This is a genomic window from Cedecea davisae DSM 4568 (genome assembly GCF_000412335.2).
Taxonomy (GTDB): domain Bacteria; phylum Pseudomonadota; class Gammaproteobacteria; order Enterobacterales; family Enterobacteriaceae; genus Cedecea; species Cedecea davisae.
In genome coordinates, this window is sequence record NZ_KE161030.1 from 3,199,900 (window position 1) to 3,224,747 (window position 24,848).

23 protein-coding genes are annotated in these 24,848 nt (G+C 57.3%); 4 read left to right on the plus strand and 19 right to left on the minus strand.

The window, feature by feature from the left end; translation table 11 throughout:
* Positions 1 to 150 precede the first annotated feature (150 nt).
* The 7 genes from dedD to pdxB form a co-directional block, all read right to left on the minus strand.
* Positions 151 to 861: a cell division protein DedD gene (dedD, locus tag HMPREF0201_RS14495; RefSeq protein WP_016537482.1), complete on the minus strand. Its 711-nt coding sequence runs from the start codon at positions 859 to 861 to the stop codon at positions 151 to 153.
* Positions 851 to 2,119, minus strand: a complete 1,269-nt coding sequence (gene folC / locus HMPREF0201_RS14500) for a bifunctional tetrahydrofolate synthase/dihydrofolate synthase (RefSeq protein WP_016537483.1) — start codon at positions 2,117 to 2,119, stop codon at positions 851 to 853. Before folC ends, dedD begins: the two co-directional genes overlap by 11 nt.
* A 64-nt stretch (positions 2,120 to 2,183) precedes the next feature.
* Positions 2,184 to 3,104, minus strand: a complete 921-nt coding sequence (accD, locus tag HMPREF0201_RS14505) for an acetyl-CoA carboxylase, carboxyltransferase subunit beta (RefSeq protein ID WP_039898511.1) — start codon at positions 3,102 to 3,104, stop codon at positions 2,184 to 2,186.
* Positions 3,105 to 3,242: 138 nt separating this feature from the next.
* Positions 3,243 to 3,902: a DedA family protein gene (locus HMPREF0201_RS14510; protein ID WP_016537485.1), complete on the minus strand. Its 660-nt coding sequence runs from the start codon at positions 3,900 to 3,902 to the stop codon at positions 3,243 to 3,245.
* A gap of 23 nt (positions 3,903 to 3,925) precedes the next feature.
* A complete protein-coding gene (gene truA, locus HMPREF0201_RS14515; RefSeq protein WP_016537486.1) occupies positions 3,926 to 4,741 on the minus strand; it encodes a tRNA pseudouridine(38-40) synthase TruA in 816 nt (271 codons plus the stop codon).
* Positions 4,741 to 5,754, minus strand: a complete 1,014-nt coding sequence (locus tag HMPREF0201_RS14520) for an aspartate-semialdehyde dehydrogenase (protein WP_016537487.1) — start codon at positions 5,752 to 5,754, stop codon at positions 4,741 to 4,743. Before HMPREF0201_RS14520 ends, truA begins: the two co-directional genes overlap by 1 nt.
* 69 nt (positions 5,755 to 5,823) lie before the next feature.
* Positions 5,824 to 6,960, minus strand: coding sequence for a 4-phosphoerythronate dehydrogenase PdxB (gene pdxB / locus HMPREF0201_RS14525; protein ID WP_016537488.1), 1,137 nt, complete (start codon positions 6,958 to 6,960; stop codon positions 5,824 to 5,826).
* A 125-nt stretch (positions 6,961 to 7,085) separates the two neighbouring features.
* On the opposite strand from pdxB, the gene flk reads away from it, so the two are divergent.
* Entirely contained in the window at positions 7,086 to 8,090 is a 1,005-nt protein-coding gene (flk, locus tag HMPREF0201_RS14530) for a flagella biosynthesis regulator Flk (protein WP_016537489.1), read from the plus strand.
* A 61-nt stretch (positions 8,091 to 8,151) separates the two neighbouring features.
* Here flk and HMPREF0201_RS14535 read toward each other — a convergent pair whose 3' ends face one another.
* Positions 8,152 to 9,333, minus strand: a complete 1,182-nt coding sequence (locus HMPREF0201_RS14535; protein WP_039898513.1) for an MFS transporter — start codon at positions 9,331 to 9,333, stop codon at positions 8,152 to 8,154.
* Between the two features lie 225 nt (positions 9,334 to 9,558).
* Positions 9,559 to 10,776, minus strand: a complete 1,218-nt coding sequence (gene fabB / locus HMPREF0201_RS14540; protein WP_016537491.1) for a beta-ketoacyl-ACP synthase I — start codon at positions 10,774 to 10,776, stop codon at positions 9,559 to 9,561.
* Positions 10,777 to 10,933: 157 nt separating this feature from the next.
* Here fabB and mnmC point away from each other — a divergent pair, with 157 nt between their 5' ends.
* A complete protein-coding gene (mnmC, locus tag HMPREF0201_RS14545) occupies positions 10,934 to 12,934 on the plus strand; it encodes a bifunctional tRNA (5-methylaminomethyl-2-thiouridine)(34)-methyltransferase MnmC2/FAD-dependent 5-carboxymethylaminomethyl-2-thiouridine(34) oxidoreductase MnmC1 (RefSeq protein ID WP_016537492.1) in 2,001 nt (666 codons plus the stop codon).
* An 89-nt stretch (positions 12,935 to 13,023) separates the two neighbouring features.
* Here mnmC and HMPREF0201_RS14550 read toward each other — a convergent pair whose 3' ends face one another.
* From HMPREF0201_RS14550 to prmB, 6 genes are all read right to left on the minus strand, one after another.
* Positions 13,024 to 13,299, minus strand: a complete 276-nt coding sequence (locus tag HMPREF0201_RS14550) for a YfcL family protein (protein WP_016537493.1) — start codon at positions 13,297 to 13,299, stop codon at positions 13,024 to 13,026.
* A gap of 26 nt (positions 13,300 to 13,325) precedes the next feature.
* Positions 13,326 to 13,874: an elongation factor P hydroxylase gene (locus tag HMPREF0201_RS14555; RefSeq protein WP_039899378.1), complete on the minus strand. Its 549-nt coding sequence runs from the start codon at positions 13,872 to 13,874 to the stop codon at positions 13,326 to 13,328.
* A gap of 17 nt (positions 13,875 to 13,891) precedes the next feature.
* The gene (locus tag HMPREF0201_RS14560; protein WP_039898515.1) at positions 13,892 to 14,689 is read right to left on the minus strand and encodes a sulfite exporter TauE/SafE family protein; all 798 of its coding nucleotides are present in this window, start codon (positions 14,687 to 14,689) and stop codon (positions 13,892 to 13,894) included.
* A 28-nt stretch (positions 14,690 to 14,717) separates the two neighbouring features.
* Positions 14,718 to 15,542 (minus strand): penicillin-insensitive murein endopeptidase, encoded by an 825-nt coding sequence (gene mepA, locus HMPREF0201_RS14565; protein WP_016537496.1) that lies wholly within the window; start codon positions 15,540 to 15,542, stop codon positions 14,718 to 14,720.
* Positions 15,543 to 15,546: 4 nt separating this feature from the next.
* Positions 15,547 to 16,632 (minus strand): chorismate synthase, encoded by a 1,086-nt coding sequence (gene aroC, locus HMPREF0201_RS14570; RefSeq protein WP_016537497.1) that lies wholly within the window; start codon positions 16,630 to 16,632, stop codon positions 15,547 to 15,549.
* Between the two features lie 81 nt (positions 16,633 to 16,713).
* Positions 16,714 to 17,646 carry a 50S ribosomal protein L3 N(5)-glutamine methyltransferase gene (gene prmB / locus HMPREF0201_RS14575; RefSeq protein WP_016537498.1) on the minus strand — a complete coding sequence of 311 codons (933 nt, stop codon included), beginning with the start codon at positions 17,644 to 17,646 and terminating at the stop codon, positions 16,714 to 16,716.
* Positions 17,647 to 17,820: 174 nt separating this feature from the next.
* Between prmB and smrB the strand changes: the two genes are divergently transcribed.
* Positions 17,821 to 18,372 (plus strand): endonuclease SmrB, encoded by a 552-nt coding sequence (gene smrB, locus HMPREF0201_RS14580; RefSeq protein ID WP_039898517.1) that lies wholly within the window; start codon positions 17,821 to 17,823, stop codon positions 18,370 to 18,372.
* A 155-nt stretch (positions 18,373 to 18,527) separates the two neighbouring features.
* Here the strand turns inward: smrB and sixA are convergent, their stop codons facing one another.
* The 4 genes from sixA to HMPREF0201_RS14600 form a co-directional block, all read right to left on the minus strand.
* Positions 18,528 to 19,016: a phosphohistidine phosphatase SixA gene (sixA, locus tag HMPREF0201_RS14585; protein WP_016537501.1), complete on the minus strand. Its 489-nt coding sequence runs from the start codon at positions 19,014 to 19,016 to the stop codon at positions 18,528 to 18,530.
* A gap of 180 nt (positions 19,017 to 19,196) precedes the next feature.
* The gene (gene fadJ / locus HMPREF0201_RS14590) at positions 19,197 to 21,362 is read right to left on the minus strand and encodes a fatty acid oxidation complex subunit alpha FadJ (RefSeq protein ID WP_016537503.1); all 2,166 of its coding nucleotides are present in this window, start codon (positions 21,360 to 21,362) and stop codon (positions 19,197 to 19,199) included.
* A complete protein-coding gene (gene fadI / locus HMPREF0201_RS14595) occupies positions 21,362 to 22,672 on the minus strand; it encodes an acetyl-CoA C-acyltransferase FadI (RefSeq protein WP_016537504.1) in 1,311 nt (436 codons plus the stop codon). Before fadI ends, fadJ begins: the two co-directional genes overlap by 1 nt.
* 177 nt (positions 22,673 to 22,849) lie before the next feature.
* Positions 22,850 to 23,134, minus strand: a complete 285-nt coding sequence (locus HMPREF0201_RS14600; protein WP_016537505.1) for a YfcZ/YiiS family protein — start codon at positions 23,132 to 23,134, stop codon at positions 22,850 to 22,852.
* A 376-nt stretch (positions 23,135 to 23,510) separates the two neighbouring features.
* Here HMPREF0201_RS14600 and fadL point away from each other — a divergent pair, with 376 nt between their 5' ends.
* Positions 23,511 to 24,839 (plus strand): long-chain fatty acid transporter FadL, encoded by a 1,329-nt coding sequence (fadL, locus tag HMPREF0201_RS14605; RefSeq protein ID WP_016537506.1) that lies wholly within the window; start codon positions 23,511 to 23,513, stop codon positions 24,837 to 24,839.
* Positions 24,840 to 24,848 lie beyond the last annotated feature (9 nt).

A 24,848-nucleotide genomic window follows, 5' to 3' on the forward strand; every position in this document is an offset into this window, starting at 1 on the left:
GGGGAGAGGGGATAGTATGGTGGTGACCTTTCCCATAAAGGAGCGAGGGTCTCTATAGCCTTCTCCCTCTTCCCATAAAGGAGCGGGGGTCGCTATAGCCTTTCCCCCTCTCCCTTCCAGGGAGAGGGTCGGGGTGAGGGTCACACATCGCTACCGTGGCGAGTAATTCATCACCACGCCGTTCAAACCAGAGAGCGAATTCAGCTCGCCAAGCGACGATTTAAGCTTGTCTTTAGAAGCATCCGGGCCCACCAAAATGCGGGTAATTTTCCCCTGTACCGGCGTCCCTGGCGATGTGTAAACCTTGAACCCGGCACCGCGCAGCTTACCAACAATTTCATTAACCTTGTCGGCATTTTTCAGCGCGCCAAGCTGCACAACATACGCCTGACCGGTCGGGGCTTTCTCAGCCGGTTTTTCTGCTTTTGGCGGCTGCTCAGCGGTCATCGCCAGGCGTTGTTCCGTCTGGTCTGTGGTCGCAGGCTTAGTCTGAGGTTTTTCAACCGGCTTCGGTTTTTGTTTTTCCTGCACCGGCTTAGGCTGCTCGCGGGTAACAGGCACTTCATCTATACCGGCAGAACCGTCATTGGGGATAGTGCCGTTATTCAGCCCCGGCGGCGCGGCGGTTCCCGCCCTCACCTCTTCAGCAGCCCCCTCAGGCGGCTGAGAAGGCAGCGCCTGGCTGGCACCCGGCAGCATATCCGGCTCGTCGCTGTCCCCTGGTTTTGGCACCAGAGGAATGGCCGCAAACTCGTCCTGATAGTGTTTTTTCTGCCCGTCCAGTAGCCCCGGCAGCACAATCACGCCCAGCGCCACCAGAATAATGGTTCCGACTAATCGGTTTTGAAACTTACTCGCCACCTGCTCTCCCCGCGTCCAGTACTTCCATTACATGGGCCACCGTGTGGAACGAACCACACACCAGCACGGTATCTTCTGCCGTAGCTTCCGCCATCGCCGCGTGCCAGGCATCCGCAACGCTTGCAAAGGTTTTGCCGTGGCCGAGGTGCTCAATAAGCTGCCCGGCGCTTGCGCCGCGAGGCCCCTCCAGCGGAGCACAATACCAGCTATCCACCTGAGGCGACAAACAGGCGAGCGTCCCGGCGATATCTTTATCATGCAGCATGCCAATCACCGCCAGCACTCGCCCCTGTTTCGGCAAGGCCGCCAGACGCCCGGCAAGGTAAGCCGCCGCATGCGGATTGTGTGCCACATCGAGAATCACACGCGGTGCCTGCGAGACTATCTGGAACCGGCCCGGCAGCGTGGCGTGCTCAATGCCGTAGCGAATAGCTTTTTCGCTCACGTTTAGCTTGCTTGCCCGCAGCGCGGCCAGCGCGGTCGCCGCATTAGGCTGCGGCACCAGCGGCAGCGGTAAATGAGTTAACTCGCCCTGAGCATCACGGAACGACCAGCCGTTTGCGTTAACTTCATAATCCCAGTCTACGCCACGGCGCAGCAATACCGCGCCTTTCTCTTGCGCCACATCGGCAATAGTGTGCGGCATATCAGGCTCGCCAACCACCGCCGGGTTTCCGGTGCGGAAGACGCCGGCTTTTTCACGGCCAATGCTTTCGCGATCCGGGCCCAGCCAGTCGGTGTGATCCAGCGCGATGCTGGTCACCACGGCAACGTCAGAATCAACAATATTAGTCGCATCGAGGCGGCCGCCAAGGCCTACTTCGAGAATAACCACGTCCACCGCCTGCTGCTTAAACAATAGCAATGCGGACAGCGTTCCGTATTCGAAATAGGTTAATGAAATATCACCGCGCGCGGCCTCAATTTCCGCAAAGGAGGCGGTATGCAGCGCTTCCGGCAGCTCTTCGCCCTGAATGCGAACGCGTTCGGTATAACGCACCAGGTGAGGAGAACTATAAACGCCAACCCGGTAGCCATCGGCCATCAGCGCGGTTTCAAGGGTGCGGCAAGTCGTTCCCTTGCCGTTGGTCCCGGCTACCGTAAAGACCGTCGGCGCGGGTTTGAGCACGTCCAGCGTAGCAGCAACTTTGCTGATGCGCTCAAGGCCCATATCGATAGTGGTGGAGTGAAGGTTTTCAAGATAGCAAAGCCACGTTGCCAGGGGCGACGTGGCTTGAGGAATAAGGTCTTTTTCCATGATGCCCACTTAACATGCACATAAAGAAAAGGGCAGAGCCTGCTGGCCTGCCCTTAGTTGCGAATCAGGCCTCTTGACCCTGTTCCGGAGCTGGCGGAACCACAATTGGCTCGCCCGGTGCTTCCGGATTTGGTGCCGGTTGATTCATAAACTTAGCCAGCACGCTTGCCAGCTTCAGGCGCAGTTCCGGGCGACGAACGATCATATCAATCGCCCCTTTCTCGATCAGGAACTCGCTGCGCTGGAAGCCCGGCGGCAGTTTTTCACGAACGGTCTGCTCGATAACACGCGGGCCGGCAAAGCCGATCAGCGCCTTCGGCTCGGCGATGTTCAGGTCGCCCAGCATCGCAAAGCTCGCGGAAACGCCGCCCATAGTTGGGTCGGTCAGCACGGAAATGTACGGCAGACCACGCTCCTGCATCTTAGCCAGCGCTGCGCTGGTTTTCGCCATCTGCATCAGCGACATCAGCGCTTCCTGCATACGCGCGCCGCCGGAGGCGGAGAAGCAAATCATCGGGCAGTTGTCTTCCAGCGCCTGTTCAACGGCACGCACGAAGCGAGCGCCAACCACGGAACCCATAGAGCCGCCCATAAAGGCGAACTCGAAGGCCGCAGCCACAACAGGCTGGCCGTGCAGCGTACCTTTCATTACCACCAGAGCGTCTTTCTCACCGGTCTCTTTCTGCGCGGAGGCCAGACGATCTTTGTATTTTTTGGAGTCACGGAACTTCAGCACATCTTTTGGCTCAAGCTCACTACCCAGTTCCACCATGGAGCCTTCGTCTAACAGGCTGTGCAGGCGATCGCGCGCTGCCATACGCATGTGGTGGTCGCACTTAGGGCAAACGCCAAGGTTGCGTTCCAGCTCGGCGCGGTACAGGACCTGGCCGCAGCTATCGCACTTGGTCCACACCCCTTCAGGGATGCTCGCCTTGCGGGTGGGAGTAATATTGCTCTTATTGAGAATTCGTTCAATCCAGCTCATTGATGACCTTTCTGCTTGAACCTGGTCGATGCCAGTTTTTCTGCGGCAGATATTCCTGCCCCAGACCATAAATGGTGCTCATTAAAACACAACGGCCCGCGACTTTGGATAAAAAAGTGGTCGAACCGCTGCCGCGTATTATTTCGACTGCCGCGCCGCAGCGCGTTTGTGGCGGATGACTTCCACCACGCCGGGCAGAATCGACACCAGGATAATTGCCACAATCAGCAGCTTCAGGTTTTCCTGTACTACCGGCAGATTACCAAACAGGTAGCCCGCATAGGTAAACAGCAACACCCACAGCAGCGCGCCGACAACGTTATAAATCGCAAAATGGCGATAGGACATACGCCCCATCCCTGCGACAAACGGTGCGAAGGTTCGCACAATCGGCACGAAGCGCGCGAGGATAATCGTTTTTCCGCCGTGACGCTCGTAAAAAGCGTGAGTTTTATCAAGATAACTGCGGCGGAAGATCTTCGAATTCGGGTTGCTGAACAACTTATCGCCAAATAGCCGCCCGATAGTGTAGTTCACCGCGTCGCCGATGATGGCGGCAATCACCATCAAAATGACCATGTAATGCACGTTCAGGTCGTTGGTTTCCAGCGAAGCCAGCGCTCCGGCCACAAACAGCAGCGAATCACCCGGCAGGAACGGCGTGACCACCAGGCCAGTTTCGCAGAACAAGATCAGGAATAAAATGGCATAAACCCAGACGCCATAATCCCGCACCAGCTCGGCCAGATGCACGTCGATGTGCAAAATGAAGTCAATGATAAAGCGGATGAAATCCATCAAAGTATCCTTTTAAGCAACAATCAGTCGGCTAAGAACAGCGGCCCCATAGGGAGACGCGGCAGAGCAAAACGGTCGGGATAATCCACCGACACCAGATAGAGGCCTTCCGCTTTCGCGGTGGCGGCGGCCTTAGTACGGTCCTTCATTGCCAGCAGGTCGGCCATCCAGGTTTCATCCTGATTACCGCAGCCCACTTCCATCAGGCTGCCGACGATATTGCGCACCATATGATGCACAAAAGCGTTGGCCTTGATATCCACCACGATATAGGCGCCAAAGCGGCTCACCGTAATGTGCATCATATTGCGCCACGGAGTACGCGACTGGCACTGGACCGCGCGGAACGAGGTGAAATCGTTTTCCCCGAGCAGGCTCTGCGCAGCGCGGTGCATACGGTCGGCATCCAGCGGCAGGTGGAAATGGGTCACCCCCTGCTGCAATACCGCCGGGCGCAGCCGGTGATTATAAATCACGTAGCGATAACGGCGAGCCGTGGCGCTAAAACGGGCGTGAAAATCTTCCGGCACATCTTTAACCCAGCGCACCGCAATATCACCAGGCAAATTCGCATTTACCCCCAGCGTCCAGGCGGCATCTTTGCGCGTGGCGCGGGTCTCAAAATGCACCACCTGCCCGGTAGCGTGAACGCCTGCGTCGGTGCGGCCTGCGCAAAAAACGCCGATCGGCTCGTTTGCGACCTGAGAAAGCGCTTTTTCCAGCTTTTCCTGCACGCTGCGGACTTCGTTCTGGCGCTGCCAGCCGTAATATTTACTGCCGTCGTACTCAATGCCGAGCGCGATTTTGTGGAGCGGATTTTCGCCAAGCACTTCGGACATTAGTACATATACTCCTGCACCAGCTTCTCTGCGGTTTTCACCGCCATCAGCGCGCCGCCAAAGCGGACGTTGTCGGCAACCGACCAGAACTGAATTTGCTCCGGCATGCCGTAATCGTTATGCACGCAGCCGATAGAAAGATGGCCGCTGCCGGAGGCATCCGCCACCTGAGTCGGGAAATCGCCTTCTTCAGACAGTTCGATGTCTTCAGCCTGAGAAAACGCATCGCGCGCTTCTTCGGCAGCCAGCGGGCGCAGGGCTTCAAAACTCACCATCTGCGCGTGGCCGTAAAACACCGGCGACTGCACGATGCTGGCGGAAATCATCAGGCCGTCATCCTGCAAAATCTTACGCGCTTCATTGACCAGGCGGCGTTCTTCGCGCACGCTGCCTTCGGCATCCGGCACCAGCGGCAGCATGTTAAACGCAAGCTGGCGGCCAAACAGGTCTTCTTCATCAATCGGGATCCCGTTAAGCAGGCGAGCGCTCTGCCCGGCAAGCGCGTCCACGGCGACCTTGCCGCGAGCGGAGGCGGACAGCAGGTTGGTCACCTGAATACGTGATAAACCGCCCTGCTCAATCAGCGGTTTTAACGCGCTGAGCAGCTGGCTGGTCAGGCTGTCGGCAACGGCCACCAGGTTGCGGTTGCGGTAATCGCTCAGCACATAAGGGTTAACGTCCGGTACCACCAGCGGCACGTCCGGCTCCATGGCAAACAGGCCGCTGGAATCAATAACCAGGCAGCCCGCGTTGGTTGCTTCTTCTACATAGCGGGCGCTCGCCTCAACGCCGGCCACGAAGAACGCAAGCTGCACCTGAGTCCAGTCGAACTCGGCCGCGTCCTGCACCATGACGGTTTTCCCCTCATAACGCAGATTCTCACCGGCGCTCTCGCTACGCGCCAGGGCATGTAATTCACCAACCGGGAACTGACGTTCAGCAAGCAGTTCAAGCAAAGCTGAGCCTACGGCACCGGTGGCGCCCAGGATGGCAATATTCCAGCCTTCGGACATGTTGGTTTACTCCAGAAAATAAAACAGATGCTCCCCGAAGCCGGGCCTCGGGAAGCCAGAAGATTAAACTTAGCGAAGCGGGTGATGAACCGCGCTAAAGCCCAGTTTTTGCAGCATGGTTGCCGCATCGGCGTCATCGCACTGCACATAGAGCGATGACCACTCGCGACGCTCCAGATAGTTTTTACGCAGCTTGTCGAATTCACCCGGCTGCCCGGCCACTTTACGCAGCGGGGCATCGTCGCGGCGCACATCATACACCAGATGCGCCAGTCTTTTGAGCGTTGGCTGGTCGAGCGGACCCGCAAGCGTAATGCGGCCAAATTCCGGGGCAGGCAGCAACGTGTCCAGCGCAACCTGATGAGGCTGGCCGATAAACTTGCTAAAAGCTTCAAATACCTGCGTGGTGCCCCGCGCTTTGCCTTCCAGGGTATAACCGGCGATATGCGGAGTGCCGATATCAACTTTTTCCAGCAGCCCGACGTTGAGATCCGGTTCCGGCTCCCAGACGTCCAGCACCACGCTGAGCTTTTGCCCCTGATTAAGGCATTTCAGCAGCGCGGCGTTATCCACCACCGGCCCGCGGCAGGCATTTATCAGAATAGTGCCAGGCTTCAGGCGGCTAATCAGCGCTTCGTCGGCCAGGTGCAGCGTTTTGTACTCGCCTGACTTAAACAGCGGAGTGTGGAAGGTAATAACATCGGCTTCCTGCACCAGGGTTTCCAGCGGCTGGAAATCACCCTCGTCGCCGCGTGCGGCACGCGGGGGATCGCACAATAAGGTGCGCACGCCCCAGGCTTCCAGTCGCGCCTGTAACCGTGCTCCCACGTTACCGACGCCAACGATGCCGACGGTGCGGTCTTTCAGCTCAAAGCCATCGCGCTCGGCCAGCATCAATAAAGAAGAGAATACATACTCAACAACCGCAATCGCGTTGCAGCCTGGAGCCGCCGAAAATGCCACTCCGGCGCTTTGCAGATACGCTTCATCAACGTGGTCGGTTCCGGCCGTCGCGGTACCGACAAATTTGATCCCTTTACCGTCCAGCAGTTCGGCATTCACTTTCGTGACCGAACGCACCATAAGCGCGTCCGCATCCGTTAACGCTTCCACCGGAACAGGGCGCCCCGGCACGGCGGTAACCTCGCCCAGGCGGCTGAAAAGTTCGCGGGCATAGGGCATATTTTCATCAACGAGGATTTTCACCTGAGTACCTGTCTGTTAATCGTCGAGATAAGGCCGGATAGTGTGCCATAATCTGGCGTCCGGGCATAACGAACTACTTGTTAATGTTTTGTCGTTTTTAAGGCGATCTTAAGGATTACTCTATAATGCAACCCATTCAGGGCGCCACGCCGCGTCCTCCGGGGGAACCTCCCTCCACGCCGTCTGCCGTCGGCGAACAACCGCTCTCTACCCAGCAACGCACCGTGCTGGAGCGCCTGATCACCCGGATCATTGCGCTTAGCCAGCAGCAAAGCGCCGAGGTATGGGCCGGATTAAAGCACGACCTGGGGATGAAGAATGACGCCCCCCTGCTTTCTCGCCATTTTCCGGCAGCGGAACAGAACCTGAGCCAGCGCCTCGTAAGCGCACAAACCACGCTCGCCACGCGCCAGATAATTCAGCAGCTAACGGATTTGCTGCCGCAGGGGAACAATCGCCAGGCGGTGAGCGACTTTATTCGCCAGCAGTTCGGCCAGACGGCGCTCAGCCAACTGAGGCCGGACCAGCTCAAAACCGTGCTGACGCTGCTGCAAAATAACCAGTTGGCCATTCCTCAGCCGCAGCAGCGCCCGGCAACGGACAGGCCGCTGCTGCCCGCAGAGCACAATAGCCTGAACCAGCTGGTCACTAAACTGGCGGCCGCTACGGGTGAGTCGGGTAAGCAAATTTGGCAGTCGATGCTTGAGCTGTCCGGCGTGAAGACCGGGGAGCTTATCCCGGCCCGGCATTTTACGCTGCTAAGCACCTGGCTTCAGGCTCGCCAAACGCTGAGCCAGCAGCCCGCGCCTAATCTGCACAGCCTTCAGGCCGCGCTGAAACAGCCGCTTGAAGCAACGGAGTGGAAAGAGGTTGTTGATTATAGCCAGCAGCGTTTTCAGGCCACGCCGCAAACCGTGCTAACTACGGCCCAGGTGCAGGATATTCTTAATCAGGTATTTTTGAAACGCGCCGAGCGGCTGCCGGGCAATACCGAAGTGCGGGATATTCAGCCGATCTACAATCCGCTTTTCAGCTCGATAATCGAACCGATTAAGGCGCTGAGCGCCAGGCCAGGGCTTGCTCTGATTGCTTTGGTAGTTGTGATGGTTTTGCTCTGGCTGGTTATCTAGTTCCTTCGCCTGTCCCTCTCCCAAAAGGAGAGGGATAAAACCCTCAGCCAGGGTGATAGCACTACTTTCTGAAGGCCGCCAGCGTCACTACAATCCCCAGCACCGCCGAAACGGCTCCCGCCATAAATACCGACGAATACCCCATCGACGTAGCCAGAATGCCGGTTAACGGCCCGGTTACGCCGTACGAGATATCCTGGAAAGCGGCATAGCCCCCAAGCGCGGTACCGCGTACCTGAGGCGGAACGCGCTTCACCACTTCCACACCCAGGGCCGGGAAGATAAGCGAGCACCCGCAGCCGGTTAACGCCGCGCCCAACAGTGCGGTCCACGCGTCCGGCGCGTGCCACAGGAGCAGTAAACCAACGGTTTCAACAGCTAACGAGAACAGCGCTACGCGCACGCCGCCGTAGCGGTCCGGCATCCAGCCAAACAGCACGCGCACCAGCACAAACGCGCCGCCAAAAGCGGTCAGGGTAAAGCCCGCATGCGCCCAGCCGTTAGCCGCAAAGTAGAGCGATACAAAAGTGCCGATAACCGCAAAACCCACACCCTGTAGCGCCAGCCCAAGGCCCGGCTGCCAGATGAGCCCCACAACCGCCAGCAGCGAAGGGCGTTCGCCTTTATGGGCGGGAACGGAGGCTACGGTGGCGTTGAACAGCAGGCCGATAAGCGGCAGAGCAATCGTGGTAACGCCCAGCGCCACAAAGCCCCACTGGCTGTTGAGCATCAGGCCAAGCGGCGCACCGGCGGCCAGCGCGCCGTAAATCGCCATTCCGTTCCAGGACATCACTTTTCCCGAGCGCCCAGGGCCAACCAGCCCCAGCCCCCAGGTCAGGTTGCCGGTCAGCAGCTGGCTTTCACCAAAGCCGAGGATCAGGCGGCCTACAATCAGCAGAGTGAACTTTATCGCAGGATCAACCGGCAGCAGCGCGGCAAGCAGATAGGCCAGCCCGGCAAGTCCGCAGGCGAACATCCCCTGCAACACCGAGCGCTTTGCGCCCATCTGGTCGGCGAGACGCCCGGCGTAGCCGCGGGTTAATACCGTGGCAAGGAACTGAATGCCGACGGCAAGACCGACCATCATATTGCCGTAGCCAAGCTGCTGATGAACGAAAAGCGGAATGACAGGCAGCGGCAGGCCGACGGTCATATAAGTAAGAAATACGGCAAACGTGATTCTGAATAGCGATGTATTAGCTGATTTCGACGATTTAAGCGTAGATTCAGGTACTGCGGACATACTGCTTACTCCATAAATTCAGAGCAAGGCGCAACTCAACCTGCGCCCTTTCCTCTGATGATTCAGATTACAGGGTGCGTTGGTTAACGTTGAACGCTTACGCATTATCAAAATGATAATGGAGGGAAATGAATAGTGCCTTCAGGCCAACCGGCTGTCAATGCCGGGAAACGGGCAAAAAAATAGGGCACCCTCAGGCACCCCATTTCGCATCAGCCGTAATGATTAAACGTCAAGCTTGCGCATAACAAGCGTTGCGTTAGTCCCGCCGAAGCCGAAGCTGTTGGACATAACGGTTTTCAGCGTCGCATCAGTAGGCTTAGTGACGATATTCAGGTCAGCCGCCTGCTCGTCCAGCTCTTCGATATTGATGCTTGGGGCGATGAAGCCGTGTTCCAGCATCAACAGGCTGTAGATAGCTTCCTGAACGCCTGCGGCACCCAGAGAGTGGCCGGTCATCGCTTTGGTCGCGGAAATAGCCGGGCTGTTATTGGCGAACACTTCACGGATAGCGCCCAGCTCTTTCACGTCGCCTACCGGAGTAGAAGTCCCGTGGGAGTTCAGGTAGTCGATTGGCGTGTCGACGCCGTGCATCGCCATCTTCATGCAGCGCACCGCGCCTTCGCCAGATGGAGCAACCATATCTGCGCCGTCTGAAGTTGCGCCGTAGCCAACGATTTCAGCGTAGATGTGTGCGCCACGAGCCAGAGCGTGTTCCAGTTCTTCAACCACAACCATACCGCCGCCGCCGGCGATAACGAAGCCATCGCGGTGCGTATCATAAGTGCGGGATGCTTTATCCGGCGTTTCGTTGTATTTGGTAGACAGCGCGCCCATTGCATCGAACTCACAGGCCATTTCCCAGCCCAGCTCTTCGCCGCCACCGGCAAACACGATGTCCTGTTTACCCAACTGAATCTGCTCTACCGCGTTACCGATACAGTGTGCAGAAGTCGCACACGCGGAGCTGATAGAGTAGTTCACGCCGTGGATTTTGAACGGCGTAGCAAGGCAGGCGGAAACCGCGGAGCCCATTGCTTTGGTCACAACATAAGGACCAACCGCTTTCAGGCCACGCGGGCTGCGCATTGCGTCAGCACCGAATACCTGCGCTTTTGAAGAACCGCCGGAACCTGCAATCAGGCCAACGCGCGGGTTATTCTGGTAAACCTCTTCGCTCAGACCTGCATCAGCAATCGCTTCCCGCATGGAAAGATAGGCATAGATTGAGGCATCGTTCATGAAACGAACTACTTTACGGTCAATCAAACCGGTGGTGTCCAGTTTGACGTTACCCCATACGTGGCTACGCATTCCCGAATCTTTAAACTCTTCAGAGAAAGTGATCCCGGAGCGTCCTTCACGCAGAGATGCCAGGACTTCCTGCTGGTTATTACCAATACTGGAAACGATGCCCAGGCCAGTAATCACTGCACGTTTCATTCAAATACCTCGTTCACTGCTCTATGTAGGATTTCGTGTGGCACAATAGCGTACACTTGTACGCCGAACAAGTCCGATCAGACAAATTATGCGGAAATTTGCGCCGCTCCGCTCACGCCGTTATGATCGACGCACTGCCCGCATACGAGCCACTTACGTGAAACATTCTCCTATACAATCCGCCAACCTTGGTTTCAACGAAGAAGGTACACCTGTAGCCCGAGACTTCGATGATGTGTACTTCTCTAACGATAATGGGCTGGAAGAGACGCGTTACGTGTTCCTTGGGGGAAATCATCTTCCTGAACGCTTCGCAAGCCACGAAAGACCGCTGTTTGTGGTCGCGGAAAGTGGGTTCGGCACCGGACTTAACTTTTTGACTTTATGGCAGGCGTTTGATGAATTTTGCGTGAAACATGAGGATGCGGCGCTAAAGCGGCTGCATTTTATCAGTTTTGAAAAATTCCCTCTGACCTCTGCGGACCTGGCGCTAACCCACCAGCACTGGCCGGAGCTAAGCCAGTTTGCCGCCGAGCTTCAGCAGCAGTGGCCTCAGCCGTTTGCCGGTTGCCATCGCCTGCTGCTCGGGAATGGCCGCGTCACGCTGGATTTGTGGTTTGGCGATATCAACGAGCTTATTCCTGAACTGGACGACACGCTTAACCAGCAGGTGGATGCCTGGTTCCTCGACGGCTTTGCCCCGGCTAAAAATCCGGATATGTGGACGCCGCAGCTGTTTCAGACCATGGCTAAGCTGGCTCGCCCCGGCGGCACGCTGGCCACCTTTACCTCGGCAGGTTTTGTACGGCGCGGCCTTCAGGAAGCTGGTTTCACCATGACCAAAAGCAAAGGCTTTGGCCGCAAGCGCGAAATGCTGACCGGATTCCTGGAGCAGGCCATTGACTCCCCTGCCCGCGCGCCATGGTACTCCCGCCCCGCGGCCACGGAGAAAGAAACCGCGATTATCGGCGGCGGTATCGCCAGCGCGCTGCTCTCTCTGGCACTGCTGCGCCGTGGCTGGCAGGTGACGCTCTATTGCGAAGATGACGCTCCGGCACAGGGCGCTTCCGGCAACCGTCAGGGTGCGCTTTATCCGCTGTTAACCGCGCACGACGCCGCGTTGACGACCTTTTTCCCGGCGGCTTTCACCTTCGCCCGGCGGCTGTACGACTCGCTGCCGGTAGAGTTTGATCATCAATGGTGCGGCGTCACCCAGCTGGCCTGGGACGAGAAAAGCTCGCAGAAAATAGAGCAAATGCTCGGACTAAATCTTCCTGCCGCGCTGGCAGCGGCGGTTGATACCGAAGCGGTGGCAGAAAGCTGCGGCGTGGAAACCGGGTGCGGCGGCATCAGTTACCCGCTCGGCGGCTGGCTCTACCCGGCTCAGTTGACCGCAGGCGCGCTGGAGCTTGCTAAACGCCAGGGGCTGAAGGTGTTTTACGGCCACCGCATAACCGGGCTAAACGGCCAGCAAGGCGGTTGGGAACTGACTTTCTCCAGGCAGGATACACGACACCATGAAGCCGTGGTTCTGGCAAACGGCCATCAAATCAGCGACTTACCACAAACGGAAAAACTGCCGGTTTATGCCGTTGGCGGTCAGGTTAGCCATATCCCAACCACTCCTGCCCTCGGCGAACTGCGCCAGGTGTTGTGCTACGACGGCTACCTTACGCCGGTCAACCCGCAGAATCAGCAGCACTGTATCGGCGCAAGCTACCACCGTGGTCAGAGAGAAATGGCGTTCAACGAAGCCGACCAGCAGCATAATCGCCAGCGCCTGATTGACTGCCTGCCGGAGGCCGAATGGGCAAAGGAAGTGAATGTTTCGGCCAACGAGGCCCGCTGCGGGGTGCGCTGCGCCTCACGCGATCATCTGCCGATGGTGGGCAGCGTGCCGGATTACGAAGCGACGCTTGAGCAATACGCCACGCTTGCCGACGAGCGAGAAAATGCCGCCCCGTCTCCGGTGTATCGTAATCTTTATATGCTGGGCGCGCTGGGGTCACGCGGGCTGTGTAGCGCGCCGCTGGCGTCGGAAATTCTGGCGGCTCAGATGAGCGATGAACCAATACCTCTGGACTCCGCTACGCTGGCGGCGCTGAACCCGAATCGGCTTTGGGTGAGGAAGCTATTGAAAGGGAAAGCAGTGAAGTAATTTCCCCTCTCCCCAAAGGGTCGAGGGAGAAAACTATTTATTCCCTCACCCCTTTGGGGCGAGGGTCAGGAACAGGGCGAGGGTAAAACTTAGGCCTGAGCCTGTTGGTACAGGTTATCCCACATACCCAGCACCAGAGCCTGATCGCGCGGCGAAAGCTCACCGGCCTGAATGGCTTTATGCAGGCTGTCGGTCACGACGGCATGCAGCGCCTGGGATGAATGGTCATCACCATTTTCCACTTCGGCTACCGCCAGAGTGAGATGGCCACGCAGATAGCCGCTGGCGAACAGCTCGTCATCACTGGCGTGTTCCACCATCCCGTCAATCAGCGCCAAAATGCGTGACTCAAATTCCGCGATCATCGTACTTCCTCTTCTACAGGTGATTTTTAGTTTAGGTCTTCCGGCCACGGAAACTGCTCAGCGGCCAGCGGAGGGGTTTCATAATACGCCCTCAGCGCTTCAATAAGGCGTGCCGGACGAGCCGGGATGCCCTCTTTCAGATAAGTCATAACCTGAGCATGCACCCTGCGCTGGAACGCAATGCGGTCCGGCTCGAAGTCGCCGCTCAGGTTGTCGCAGCTCACGTTGAACGGGAAATTAGCGGCGGTGCTGAGCATCCACTCCAGCGCCTGCGGCTTCACTTCCACATCTTCAAACTTGCCCTGGGTTTCGGCATCGCGCCCGTCCGGGCAGTACCAGTAGCCAAAGTCCACCAGCTCGCGCCGCGCTTTACCGGCCACGCACCAGTGGGAAATTTCGTGCATCCCGCTGGCGTAATAGCCGTGAGCGAAAACGATGCGGTTATACGGAGCTTCGTCGTCGGCGGGCAGGTAAATAGGCTCGTCGTCGCCTTTGATCAGGCGAGTATTAAAATCATCTTTAAAGCAGCCGTCGAAAATATCGATCAGCTCCTGATAGTGGTGCTGTTTGCTCATTGTTACGTTATTCATTTTCAGGCTATCCCTAACCAGTGGAGGATTTCCGGTCCGTGGCTGTCATACAAAAGTTTAGCGCTCATCACCGCCGAGACCGCGACAATCATCGGCCGAATCAGCTGCTGCCCTTTGCTTAATACCAGGCGAGAACCCATTCTCGCGCCTATAAACTGCCCGGCCATCATCACGAAGCCGGTTCCCCAAATCACTTTCCCGCCGATGATAAACAGCAGTAATCCGCCGAGGTTTGAGGTGGCGTTAAGCACTTTGGCATGGGCGGTGGATTTAGCGAGGTTAAAGCCGCAGAGCGTCACGAACGCCAGAGCGTAAAACGACCCCGCGCCGGGGCCAAAAAAGCCGTCATAGAAACCGACGCATCCGCCTGCAATCAGGGCAAACGGCAGGCCGTACAGGCGGCGCTGCCGGTCTTCTTCCCCAAGTTTTGGCATCAGCAGGAAGTAAAGACCGATGCCGATAATCAGCAAAGGCAGGATCTGGCGCAGGATATCGGACTTAACGTGCTGCACCAGCAGGGCGCCGCAGGTCGAGCCGATAAAAGTCATCAGGATATTGAGCTTCTGGTCCGCAAGGTTAACCACCTTGCGGCGGATAAAATAGAGCGAGGCCGAGACCGAACCGCCGCAGGCCTGTAGCTTGTTGGTCGCAAGCGCCTGAGCCGGTGACATGCCCACCGCCAGCAGCGCGGGAACGGTTAGCAACCCGCCGCCGCCCGCCAGGGCATCAATAAACCCCGCCAGCATAGCGACGAAGAAAAGCGCCGCCAGCATCAGCGGGGAAACCATAAACCATTCCATTATCCGACGAAAAACCTCATGCCTGATGTTAGAGAACGTGCTCATCCAGTAATGCCTGACAGGACGCTGGCAGCGGCGGTGGCGTTGTTTTTTTCGGTGGCGTACTGCCCGGCGCAGGCGGCGCAAACCAGCTTTGCAGCTCGGCGCCGCAGCCGTCGCCCGGAGGCGGCAGAGGCTGGTCTTCACACTCAAGGCTGTTGGCCGGGCAACGCAGGCGAACGTGCATATGCGCGCGGTGGGCAAACCACGGGCGCACCTTGCGCAGCCAGTCTCTATCTGCCCCGGCATCTTCACAAAGCTTCTGCTTGATGGCCGGGTTCACGAAAATACGCGTCACGTCATTATCTTTGGCGGCGAGCTTAATCAGGCTGTCGATTTCCGGCTTCCACAGCGCAGGCACAACGCGCTTCCCGTCGGCGGCGACCAAATCCAGCGCCTGCGGACGCAGCAGCTGCGCCGAACTCCAGCGTGTTTTCGGCAGTTGCAGGAAAATATCGACATCTAATCCGGTCTGGTGGCTGGCGTGGCCGGAGCTGAAGCGCCCGCCTGCCGCCATGCCCATATCGCCAATCAGCACCGTGCCGAGGCCCAGCTGATTGACCTGGTTACTCAGGCGCTGAATAAACATCACTAAATCGGGATGCCCGAAATAGCGGCGCTGATCCGGGCGCATCACCTGATAGCGAGCGTCTTCGAGCGGCAGCGCGTTAGCGCCGACGATGCAGCCATTGGAGAAAGCGCCGATGGACTGCGCGCTACCGCCAATAGGATGGTCGATTTTTTGCCACGGCGTTGCCGCTAAAGCCTGAGCGCTGGCGGCCAGCACCAGCAACCCTACCAGGAGTTTTTTCATCGTCTTACCAGCGAGGAAGCGGGGAAGAAACGTCAGCGTTCTGAGCGCGCTGGCGCAGCAGGTGATCCATCAGCACGATAGCCAGCATCGCTTCGGCAATTGGCACCGCGCGAATGCCTACGCAAGGATCGTGACGGCCGCGGGTGATCATCTCCACTTCTTCGCCTTCGCGATTAATGGTTTTACCCGGCACCGTAATGCTCGAAGTCGGCTTAAGCGCCATATTGGCCACAATCTGCTGGCCGCTGCTGATGCCGCCCAAGATGCCGCCGGCGTGATTGCTCTGGAAGCCCTGTTTAGTGATTTCGTCACGGTTCTGGCTGCCGCGCAGGTTTACAACGCCAAAACCTTCGCCAATCTCCACCCCTTTCACCGCGTTGATGCTCATCAGCGCGTGGGCAATATCGGCGTCCAGGCGGTCAAATACCGGCTCGCCGAGGCCCGGCGGGACGTTATCAGCCACGACGGTAACTTTTGCGCCGATGGAATCACCCTCTTTTTTGAGGCCGCGCATCAGCTCGTCGAGTGCTTCAATTTTATCCGGGTCCGGGCAGAAGAACGGGTTCTGCTCTACCTGTTCCCAGTCTTTGATTTCCAGCGGCACGTCGCCCATTTGCGTCAGGCAGCCACGGATTTTGATGCCGAATTTCTGCTCAAGATATTTCTTGGCAATCGCCCCTGCGGCTACGCGCATTGCGGTTTCACGGGCGGAAGAACGACCGCCGCCGCGATAGTCGCGCAGGCCGTATTTCTGTTCGTAGGTGTAATCTGCATGTCCGGGGCGGAACACATCTTTGATGGCGCTGTAATCCTGCGAGCGCTGGTCGGTGTTTTCGATAAGCAGGCCGATGCTGGTTCCGGTAGTCACGCCTTCAAATACGCCGGAAAGAATTTTGACCTGGTCCGGCTCGCGGCGCTGGGTGGTATAGCGTGAAGTCCCCGGGCGGCGGCGATCGAGATCGTGTTGCAGGTCAGCTTCGGTAAGCGGAATGCCCGGCGGTACGCCGTCAACAATACAGCCCAGCGCGATGCCGTGAGATTCACCAAATGTCGTTACGCGAAAAACCTGTCCAATACTGTTACCTGCCATCACGGCTCCTTATTACCGTTGTCGTTGTTGTGTTGTGCGCGGGAAGTAAAACGAGCCCCCGGGCTCGTCTACGTTCGGCAATTAATCTTTGTAGATGCTGAAATGTTCGTGCGCCGCAATCAGCTGCGCTTTGGTCAGCATAAATACGCCGTCGCCGCCGTTGTCGAACTCAAGCCAGGTAAACGGCACCTCCGGGTATTGCTCCATCAGATGTACCATGCTGTTACCGACTTCACAAATCAGAATCCCGCCGTCGGCCAGATAATCCGGCGCACAGCCAAGGATGCGGCGCGCCAGCTTCAGGCCGTCGCTGCCCGCGGCGAGGCCAAGCTCAGGCTCAAAATGGTACTCGCCCGGCAGGTCAGCCATGTCTTCTTCATCAACATACGGCGGGTTGGTGACGATGACGTCGTACTGCACTTTTGGCAGGTCACGGAACAGGTCAGAGCGAATCGGCGTGACGTTATGGTCCATGCCGTGCTCGGAAATGTTCTGCTCGGCAACCGCAATCGCGTCCAGCGAGATATCAACAATGTCTACTTCCGCGTTCGGGAATTCGTAGGCGCAGGCGATACCGATGCAGCCGCTGCCGGTACACATATCGAGAATATGCTGCGGTTCGTGCTCAATCAGCCCGGCAAAGCGGTTATTGATTAGCTCACCAATCGGCGAACGCGGCACCAGCACGCGCTCGTCCACGTAAAACTCATGCCCGCAGAACCACGCTTTGTTGGTCAGGTAGGCAACCGGAACACGCTCGTTGACGCGGCGAATCACGCGCTCAACGATGCGGTGGCGTTCGCTTGGCGTCAGGCGAGCGGTGCGCATGTCTTCAGGAATATCCAGCGGCAGATAAAGGCTCGGCAGAACCAGCTGAACGGCTTCATCCCACGGATTATCGGTGCCGTGACCATACCAAATGTTGGCGGCGCTAAAGCGGCTGACTGCCCAGCGCAGCATGTCCTGAATGGTATGCAGCTCGTTCACTGCCTCATCGACGAAAATTTTATCCACGTTGCCCTCCGCAGGCGACTCACGCTAGTTCAATAATAGTCGGCTAGTTTGCCATGAAGGCCGCGACAAATCAGCATCCATCCACTCTCCGGGGCCGGTAAAATTGCGTTTTCTTTATTGCCGGAGGAGAAAGCAGGTAAACTGGCGCGAAAGCGAATGCGAGATGGGAAGCACATGAAAAAGAAATCACCGCTCAGTTCTGAAGATGAGGCGCTATTCCGCGGCCTGATGAGCGGCACAAAGAAACTGGCGCAGGACACCATTGTTCACCGCCCGGTGCGTAAAAAAGTTGCGGAGGTGCCGGTAAAGCGGCTACTACAGGAGCAGGCGGACGCCAGCCACTATTTTTCCGATGAATTCCAGCCGCGCCTCGCCACCGAAGGCCCGATGCGCTACGTGCGGGAAGACGTCAGCCATTTTGAACTCAAGAAGATCCGCCGCGGCGACTACTCCCCGGAACTGTTTCTTGACCTGCACGGCCTGACCCAGCTACAGGCAAAACAGGAGCTTGGCGCGCTGATAGCCGCCTGCCGCCGCGAGCATGTGTTTTGCGCCTGCGTGATGCACGGCCACGGCAAGCACGTTCTCAAGCAGCAAACGCCGCTGTGGCTTGCCCAGCATCCACACATTATGGCTTTTCATCAGGCACCGAAGGAATACGGCGGCGACGCCGCGCTGCTGGTGCTGATTGAGGTTGAGGAATGGCAGCCACCTGAGCTTCCGTAGGCTTCGCGTCGGGGATGACCCTCACCTCGGCAGAAATAGCGCAACGCGTTGTTCCCTCGCCCCTCTGGGGAGAGGGTTAGGGTGAGGGGAAAAATCCCGGGCACCTGAAAAGCAAAAGAGCCGCTTTCGCGACTCTTTTTTCATGCTCACAGCAATCAGATAGCCTTCGCCACCTTAAAGTTGCAGGGGCTCATCTGCCAGTTAAACACCCCTTTTCCGGTTTCCGGATCCAGCGTGACGTTGGCAATTGCCGAAGTGGTAAACATCGGCGGGGCCTCTTCCGGGCAAAGCTCGGAGACAAGGTAGCCAACCAGCGGCAGGTGGGAAACCACCAGCGCAGATTCTACGCCTTCATTTGCCAGGGCTTGCAGGTAGTCACCTACCAGGCCCACATCACCGCAGGGCCGCAGCTCCGGCAGGATGTCTTCTTTCTCCGGGAGGTTCAGCGCTTCCCGCACCACGTCCAGGGTCTGTTCAGCTCGCAGGTAAGGGCTCACCAGAACACGTTCGATACTCGCCACCTGACCCGTTAACCAGGTCGCCATCAGACGGGATTCATCGCACCCACATTGGGTTAAGGGACGAACCGAGTCGCTGGCAGCATCGAGTGCTGCGTCGCCGTGACGCATGATAAAAACTTGCATATTGCACCGCTTTTGTTAACCAGGAACGCCAGAACCCGCACGCTAAAAAGTGGGGGTTCCCGGCAGCCGGGCATTGTGCCTTATCCGTACATCGAATGAAACGCTGTCTTTTACCTCAATGCTGCAAGTATAGTCAATATCTGTTTACAAAATGACCTTGCAGCGTACATTTGACGGTTTTCAGAGCGCCGTTTCGTCAACCCCGGTTGCCGCCTGCGGGTTTAGCGCGGGCCAGAAACTAAGGTGTTGTTCCGCCATAATTATCAATCTTTCGCAGGGTTCGAAACGCTCCCCGTACTGCCCCGCCAGACGCCGTAATCTTGCCACAATATCGGCCGCGCCCTGGCTGTCCATATACCTGAACGGCCCGCCCAGGAACGGCGGGAAACCAATCCCGAAAACGCCGCCGATGTCGCCATCTCTTGCGCTTCGCACTACGCCTTCATCCAGGCAGCGGGCGGCTTCGTTCAGCATCATCATCACGCAGCGCTCGGCTATCTGCTCCGGTGCCTGGCGTCCATGTGGCGACACGCCGATGAGCTTATAAATCGCGGGGTCGGCCTGTTTCTTGCTTTTACGCCCTTTCGCTGGATAAAGATAGAAACCGCGACCATTTTTTCTTCCTTTGCGGTCGTCCTTAAGAATCGCATCCACGCTGCCCGGGGCGGCAAAGCGCTCGCCGAAGGCCTGGTGCAAAATCGGAATAATTTTAGTCCCAACGTCAATGCCCACTTCGTCCAGCAGTTGAATCGGCCCGACCGGGAAACCAAACTTAACCAGCGCCTCGTCGATGCGTTCCACCGGCTCGCCTTCCACCAGGCAGCGCATTGCTTCATTGATGTAGGGAGCAAGAATTCGGTTAACGTAGAACCCGGCGCTGTCGCCGACCACAATCGGCGTTTTGCCCTGTTTTTTGGCCAGTTGAACGGTTGTGGAAATCGTTTCCGCGCTGGTTCCGGCGTGCGGGATAACTTCCACCAGCGGCATTTTATCTACCGGGCTGAAGTAATGCAGGCCGATGACCTGCTGCGGGCGGGCGGCCTGCGCCGCAATATCCGCTATCGGCAGCGACGAGGTATTCGAGGCAAAAATGGTATGCGGGGCAGCATTTTGCTCCACTTCGGCTACCATTTTCTGCTTCAGAGCCAGGTCTTCAAACACCGCCTCAACGACGATATCGCGCTGATGGAAGCCGTGGTAGTCAGTTCCGCCGGAGATACGAGCCAGCTCGCGCTGCCGCTCCGCGGGTTTCATATGGCGGCGGCGCACCTTTTTATCCAGCAGATCCCAGCTGTACTTCAGCGCGTGGTTGATGCCTTCATTGTTAATGTCTTTGATGCGCACAGGCAGCTTGCCTTTAGTGGCGGTCACATAGGCGATACCGCCGCCCATCAGCCCGCCGCCCAGCACGCCCACGGCGTTCAGCGAACGAGGTTTAGCTTCGCCGCCGTACTCTTTTTTCAATTCGGTACTGGCGAAGAACAAGCCCCGCAGCGCGGCAGATTCCGGTGACATAGCGAGTATGCCGAAAGCTTTCGCCTCCGCCTCGTAGCCGCTTTTACTCCCCTGCTCCAGCCCGATGCGGATGACATCAATAATGCGGCTGGTCGCCGGATAGTTGCCCTGAGTCTTTTCCTCAGTCTTTTTACTGACGAGGCTGAACAGCAGCGAACGGCCGAGAGGACCGGCAAGAATACGCTCTTTCACCGGCAGCTCACGGGAAGGTTTACGCCCTTTCAGCGCCAGCTCAACCGCGGTTTCCAGCAGAATAGATTCCGGCACCACATCATCCACCAGCCCCAGATTCAGCGCCTGGCGCGGGCGCAGCTGTTTGCCGGTCAGGATCATATCCAGCGCATTGCTGACGCCAATCAGGCGCGGCAGACGCTGGGTACCTCCGGAACCCGGCAGCAGGCCGAGCTGCACTTCCGGCAACCCGAGCTGGGTTTTCGGTGAATCAGTACAGATACGCGAATGGCAGGCCAGCGCCATCTCCAGCCCGCCGCCAAGGCAGGCTCCGTGAATAGCGGCGATGACCGGGATCGGCAGCGCGGCGATTTCCGCCATAATTTGCTGCCCCTGACGCGCCAGTTCCTGCGCTTCCTGAGCGGTTTTGCAGCCGGCTATCATGTTGATATCCGCCCCGGCGATAAAGTTATCCGGCTTGCCGGAGATAAACACCAGGCCCTGCACGCTCGGATTGTCGCGCAGCTTTTTGATTATGCCGTGCACCTGAGAGCCAAACTCGGCCTTCAGGGTATTCATTTTCTCGCCGGGAACGTCGATAGTGACAACCGCAACGTTATCCAGCCGAATGTGTAAATCGAATGCGCCTTTGTGCTCCATTATTCGGCCTCCAGAACCATAGCTGCCCCCAGCCCGCCCGCCGCACAGGCCGTAACCAGGCCAAAGCCGCCGCCGCGACGGCGCAGCTCGTGCAGAGTTTGAGTGATCATTCGCGCCCCGGTGGCAGCAAACGGATGACCATAGGCAATAGACCCGCCCAGCACGTTGAATTTGGCATCGTCCACCTCGCCCGTGGCGTGGGCGCGCCCAAGCACGTTGCGGGCAAAGTTTTCGCTGGAAAGCATTTTCAAATTAGCCAGCGTCTGGGCGGCAAAAGCTTCATGCATATCAAACAAAGTGAGATCGTTTAGCGTGATCCCGGCGCGCTCCAGCGCCAGCGGCGTAGCCCATGCAGGGCCAAGAAGCATGTCCTGCCAGACATCGATAGCGGTAAATGCGTAGCTGCGCAGATAGCCTAACGGTTTAAGGCCGAGCTCTTTTGCGCGGGATTCAGTCATCAGGATGACCGCCGCCGCGCCGTCAGTAAGCGGCGTGCTGTTTGCTGCGGTTACCGTGCCGTGCTTGCGGTCAAAGGCCGGGCGCAGCTTCGCATAATCGGCAAGGCTCGAGCCTTTACGCACGTTGTTATCTTCGGCAAACGGCTGACGATAAGGCGGAATAAACGCGGTCATCACCTCTTCGGAGAGCTTACCTTCCTGCCAGGCCTGAGCGGCACGTTCGTGGGAACGGTGAGCCAGCGCGTCCTGTTGTTCGCGGGTAATGCCATGGGTTTTTGCCATCTGCTCGGCGGTATCGCCCATCCGCAGGCCGGTTGAATACTCGGCAACAGCCGGAGGAACCGGGAGCAGGTCACGCGGGCGTAATTTGGAAAATAGTTTCAGGCGCTGGCCGAGGGTACGCGCTTTATTGGCATCCACTAAAGTACGGCCCAGCTTTTTACTCACCCCGATGGGCAACACGGATGAGGAGTCTGCGCCTCCGGCAATCCCGGCGCGAATGGTTCCGGCCATCAGGCTTTCAGCCACGTTTGCCACTGCCTGGAAGCTGGTCGCGCAGGCGCGGCTAACGCTGTAGGCGTCGGTATGCACGCTCATCCCCGTTCCGAGGACGATTTCACGGGCAATGTTCGGGGCTTCGGGCATCTGAACAACCTGGCCAAATACCAGTTGCTCAATGACTTCCGGCGGGATTTCGCTGCGGGCCATCAACTCGCTGACCACCATATTGCCGAGATCGACGGCGGGTATGCCGTGAAAAGCCGTGGCCTGGCGGGCAAACGGCGTACGTAAACCGCTAACAATGGCAATACGATCGCCCTGGCGGGTAATCAACGGCAGTGCCTGACTCATAACGCTCCCCTGCTAAAAAAAGTGAATACAGACAAAAAAAGTGGTCTGACCTGATCACAGTCTTAACTAAAAATTCACATCCAGCCAACTGGCTGGCTAAAAAATTGGGAGAGGCGACACGAATTATTACACAACGAAAGAGAACGCCCTCGAAAATCGAGGGCGCAGAAGGAAGGATTAACGCAGGCCGAGCTGGAAGATCATAGTTTCAGCCTGGCAGCTGAACACGAAGTCGATATCCAGCTGCACGCCGTCAGCCACTTCGGTATAACGCGGGGTGATCTGGCAAGTTTCCGATTCCACTTCGCGGGCTTTGGCGGTTAACGCCGCCAGCACTTCGTCTGCCTGCTTTTTGTCAGCGAATACGCGGCTGTAGGTAGCGATGCAATCGGTGTTGTCGATAATGGAACCGACATCAATGCAGCAGCAAACTGGGGTTTCATCGGCGGTATTTTTACTCATCACGCTTTCCTCTGTAGTGCAGCTTAAAATGGAGAATAGTTAAAATAATTGTCGTTATTTTACGCCCGCGGTTGTCTCTGCTCCAGTTGATAATTCTCACAAAGTCTACAAGTGACGGAAATCACACTTAAAAATGATCTAAAACAAATTACATCCCCCGTAAGGGGGGAAGTTCCCCGCGGTTTTGCCAACCAGATCTCGTTTTTAAGATCAAACTTGAAAAACTTTAGAAACAAACTTGCAACATCCTCTCTGGTCAGACCTATACTCTCGCCACTGGTCTGATTTCTCTGTACCCGATCAGTCCCTACTATTCGCGCTCCTGTTACGGTACGTAACAATGTTTGCATAAAAATAAATCAATGAGGTTTTGGTCATGAGCCAGAAAAACCTGTTTACAAAGTCAGCCCTCGCGGTTGCAGTGGCAATAGTCTCTTCCCAGGCTTACGCAGCCGGCTTTCAATTAAACGAGTTCTCTTCCTCTGGCCTTGGCCGAGCGTATTCGGGGGAAGGTGCAGTGGCGGATAATGCGGGTTCAGCAAGCCGCAACCCTGCAACAATTATGATGTTTGACCGCCCGTCCCTCTCCGCTGGCGCCATCTTCGTTGACCCGGACGTAGATATCTCCGGTACCTCAAAAACCGGCAAAAGCACCGATGCAAAAAACATCGCGCCGACCGCATGGGTGCCTAACCTGCACTTTGTCGCGCCGATTAACGACCAGTTCGGCTGGGGTGCATCCGTCACCTCTAACTACGGCCTGGCAACCGAATACAACGACAACTACACCGCAGGTTCAATGGGCGGAACGACCGACCTGACCACCCTCAACCTGAACCTGAGCGGCGCTTACCGCCTGAACAGCAACTGGAGCTTCGGCCTCGGTTTTGACGCGGTATACGCTAAAGCGAAGATTGAGCGTTACGCAGGTGACCTGCCGCAGCTTATCGCTGGTAACCCAGCCGCACCGCTGACCCCGGCACAGCGTCAAGCCATCGGCAGCATTCCTGCTGATACCCAGATTGCTCATCTGAAGGGCGATAAATGGGGCTTCGGCTGGAACGCAGGTATCCTTTATGAAATTGATAAAGACAACCGCTACGGCTTCACCTATCGCTCAGAAGTAAAAGTAGACTTCGACGGCGACTATAAGAGCAGCCTGCCTGCGGCCTATAACCCGTTGCTGTCTAACTTTGGCCTACCGTCTGGCACCAACGGCGCAACCGTACCGGGCTCTCTGAGCCTGCATCTGCCGGAAATGTGGGAGCTGTCTGGTTACAATAAAGTGGCACCGAAATGGGCCGTCCACTATAGTCTGACCTACACCAGCTGGAGCCAGTTCCAGGAGCTGAAAGCGACCGGCAACAACGGCCAGACGCTGTTCTATAAAGAAGAAGGCTTTAAAGATGCTTACCGCATCGCGCTGGGCACCACCTACTTCATGGACGATAACTGGACCTTCCGCACCGGTATCGCCTTCGATGACAGCCCGGTTCCGGCCGACAAGCGTTCCATCTCCATTCCGGACCAGGATCGTCTGTGGCTGAGCGCCGGTACGACTTATGCGTTTAACAAAGACGCATCCGTAGATGTGGGTGTTTCCTACATGCACGGCCAGAAAGTGACTATCGAAGAAGGCCCATACACCTTCAAATCTGAAGGTAAAGCCTGGCTGTACGGCGCTAACTTCAACTACGCGTTCTAAGTTACCGCC

What these genes read in the sequence shown, in the direction of transcription:
- folC (WP_016537483.1), bottom strand. Translation starts at nt 2,119, where the DNA reads ATGGAAAAAGACCTTATTCCTCAAGCCACGTCGCCCCTGGCAACGTGG.
- accD (WP_039898511.1), bottom strand. Translation starts at nt 3,104, where the DNA reads ATGAGCTGGATTGAACGAATTCTCAATAAGAGCAATATTACTCCCACC.
- HMPREF0201_RS14510 (WP_016537485.1), bottom strand. Translation starts at nt 3,902, where the DNA reads ATGGATTTCATCCGCTTTATCATTGACTTCATTTTGCACATCGACGTG.
- truA (WP_016537486.1), bottom strand. Translation starts at nt 4,741, where the DNA reads ATGTCCGAAGTGCTTGGCGAAAATCCGCTCCACAAAATCGCGCTCGGC.
- HMPREF0201_RS14520 (WP_016537487.1), bottom strand. Translation starts at nt 5,754, where the DNA reads ATGTCCGAAGGCTGGAATATTGCCATCCTGGGCGCCACCGGTGCCGTA.
- flk (WP_016537489.1), top strand. Translation starts at nt 7,086, where the DNA reads ATGCAACCCATTCAGGGCGCCACGCCGCGTCCTCCGGGGGAACCTCCC.
- HMPREF0201_RS14535 (WP_039898513.1), bottom strand. Translation starts at nt 9,333, where the DNA reads ATGTCCGCAGTACCTGAATCTACGCTTAAATCGTCGAAATCAGCTAAT.
- fabB (WP_016537491.1), bottom strand. Translation starts at nt 10,776, where the DNA reads ATGAAACGTGCAGTGATTACTGGCCTGGGCATCGTTTCCAGTATTGGT.
- HMPREF0201_RS14550 (WP_016537493.1), bottom strand. Translation starts at nt 13,299, where the DNA reads ATGATCGCGGAATTTGAGTCACGCATTTTGGCGCTGATTGACGGGATG.
- HMPREF0201_RS14555 (WP_039899378.1), bottom strand. Translation starts at nt 13,874, where the DNA reads ATGAGCAAACAGCACCACTATCAGGAGCTGATCGATATTTTCGACGGC.
- HMPREF0201_RS14560 (WP_039898515.1), bottom strand. Translation starts at nt 14,689, where the DNA reads ATGGAATGGTTTATGGTTTCCCCGCTGATGCTGGCGGCGCTTTTCTTC.
- mepA (WP_016537496.1), bottom strand. Translation starts at nt 15,542, where the DNA reads ATGAAAAAACTCCTGGTAGGGTTGCTGGTGCTGGCCGCCAGCGCTCAG.
- aroC (WP_016537497.1), bottom strand. Translation starts at nt 16,632, where the DNA reads ATGGCAGGTAACAGTATTGGACAGGTTTTTCGCGTAACGACATTTGGT.
- smrB (WP_039898517.1), top strand. Translation starts at nt 17,821, where the DNA reads ATGAAAAAGAAATCACCGCTCAGTTCTGAAGATGAGGCGCTATTCCGC.
- sixA (WP_016537501.1), bottom strand. Translation starts at nt 19,016, where the DNA reads ATGCAAGTTTTTATCATGCGTCACGGCGACGCAGCACTCGATGCTGCC.
- fadJ (WP_016537503.1), bottom strand. Translation starts at nt 21,362, where the DNA reads ATGGAGCACAAAGGCGCATTCGATTTACACATTCGGCTGGATAACGTT.
- fadI (WP_016537504.1), bottom strand. Translation starts at nt 22,672, where the DNA reads ATGAGTCAGGCACTGCCGTTGATTACCCGCCAGGGCGATCGTATTGCC.
- HMPREF0201_RS14600 (WP_016537505.1), bottom strand. Translation starts at nt 23,134, where the DNA reads ATGAGTAAAAATACCGCCGATGAAACCCCAGTTTGCTGCTGCATTGAT.
- fadL (WP_016537506.1), top strand. Translation starts at nt 23,511, where the DNA reads ATGAGCCAGAAAAACCTGTTTACAAAGTCAGCCCTCGCGGTTGCAGTG.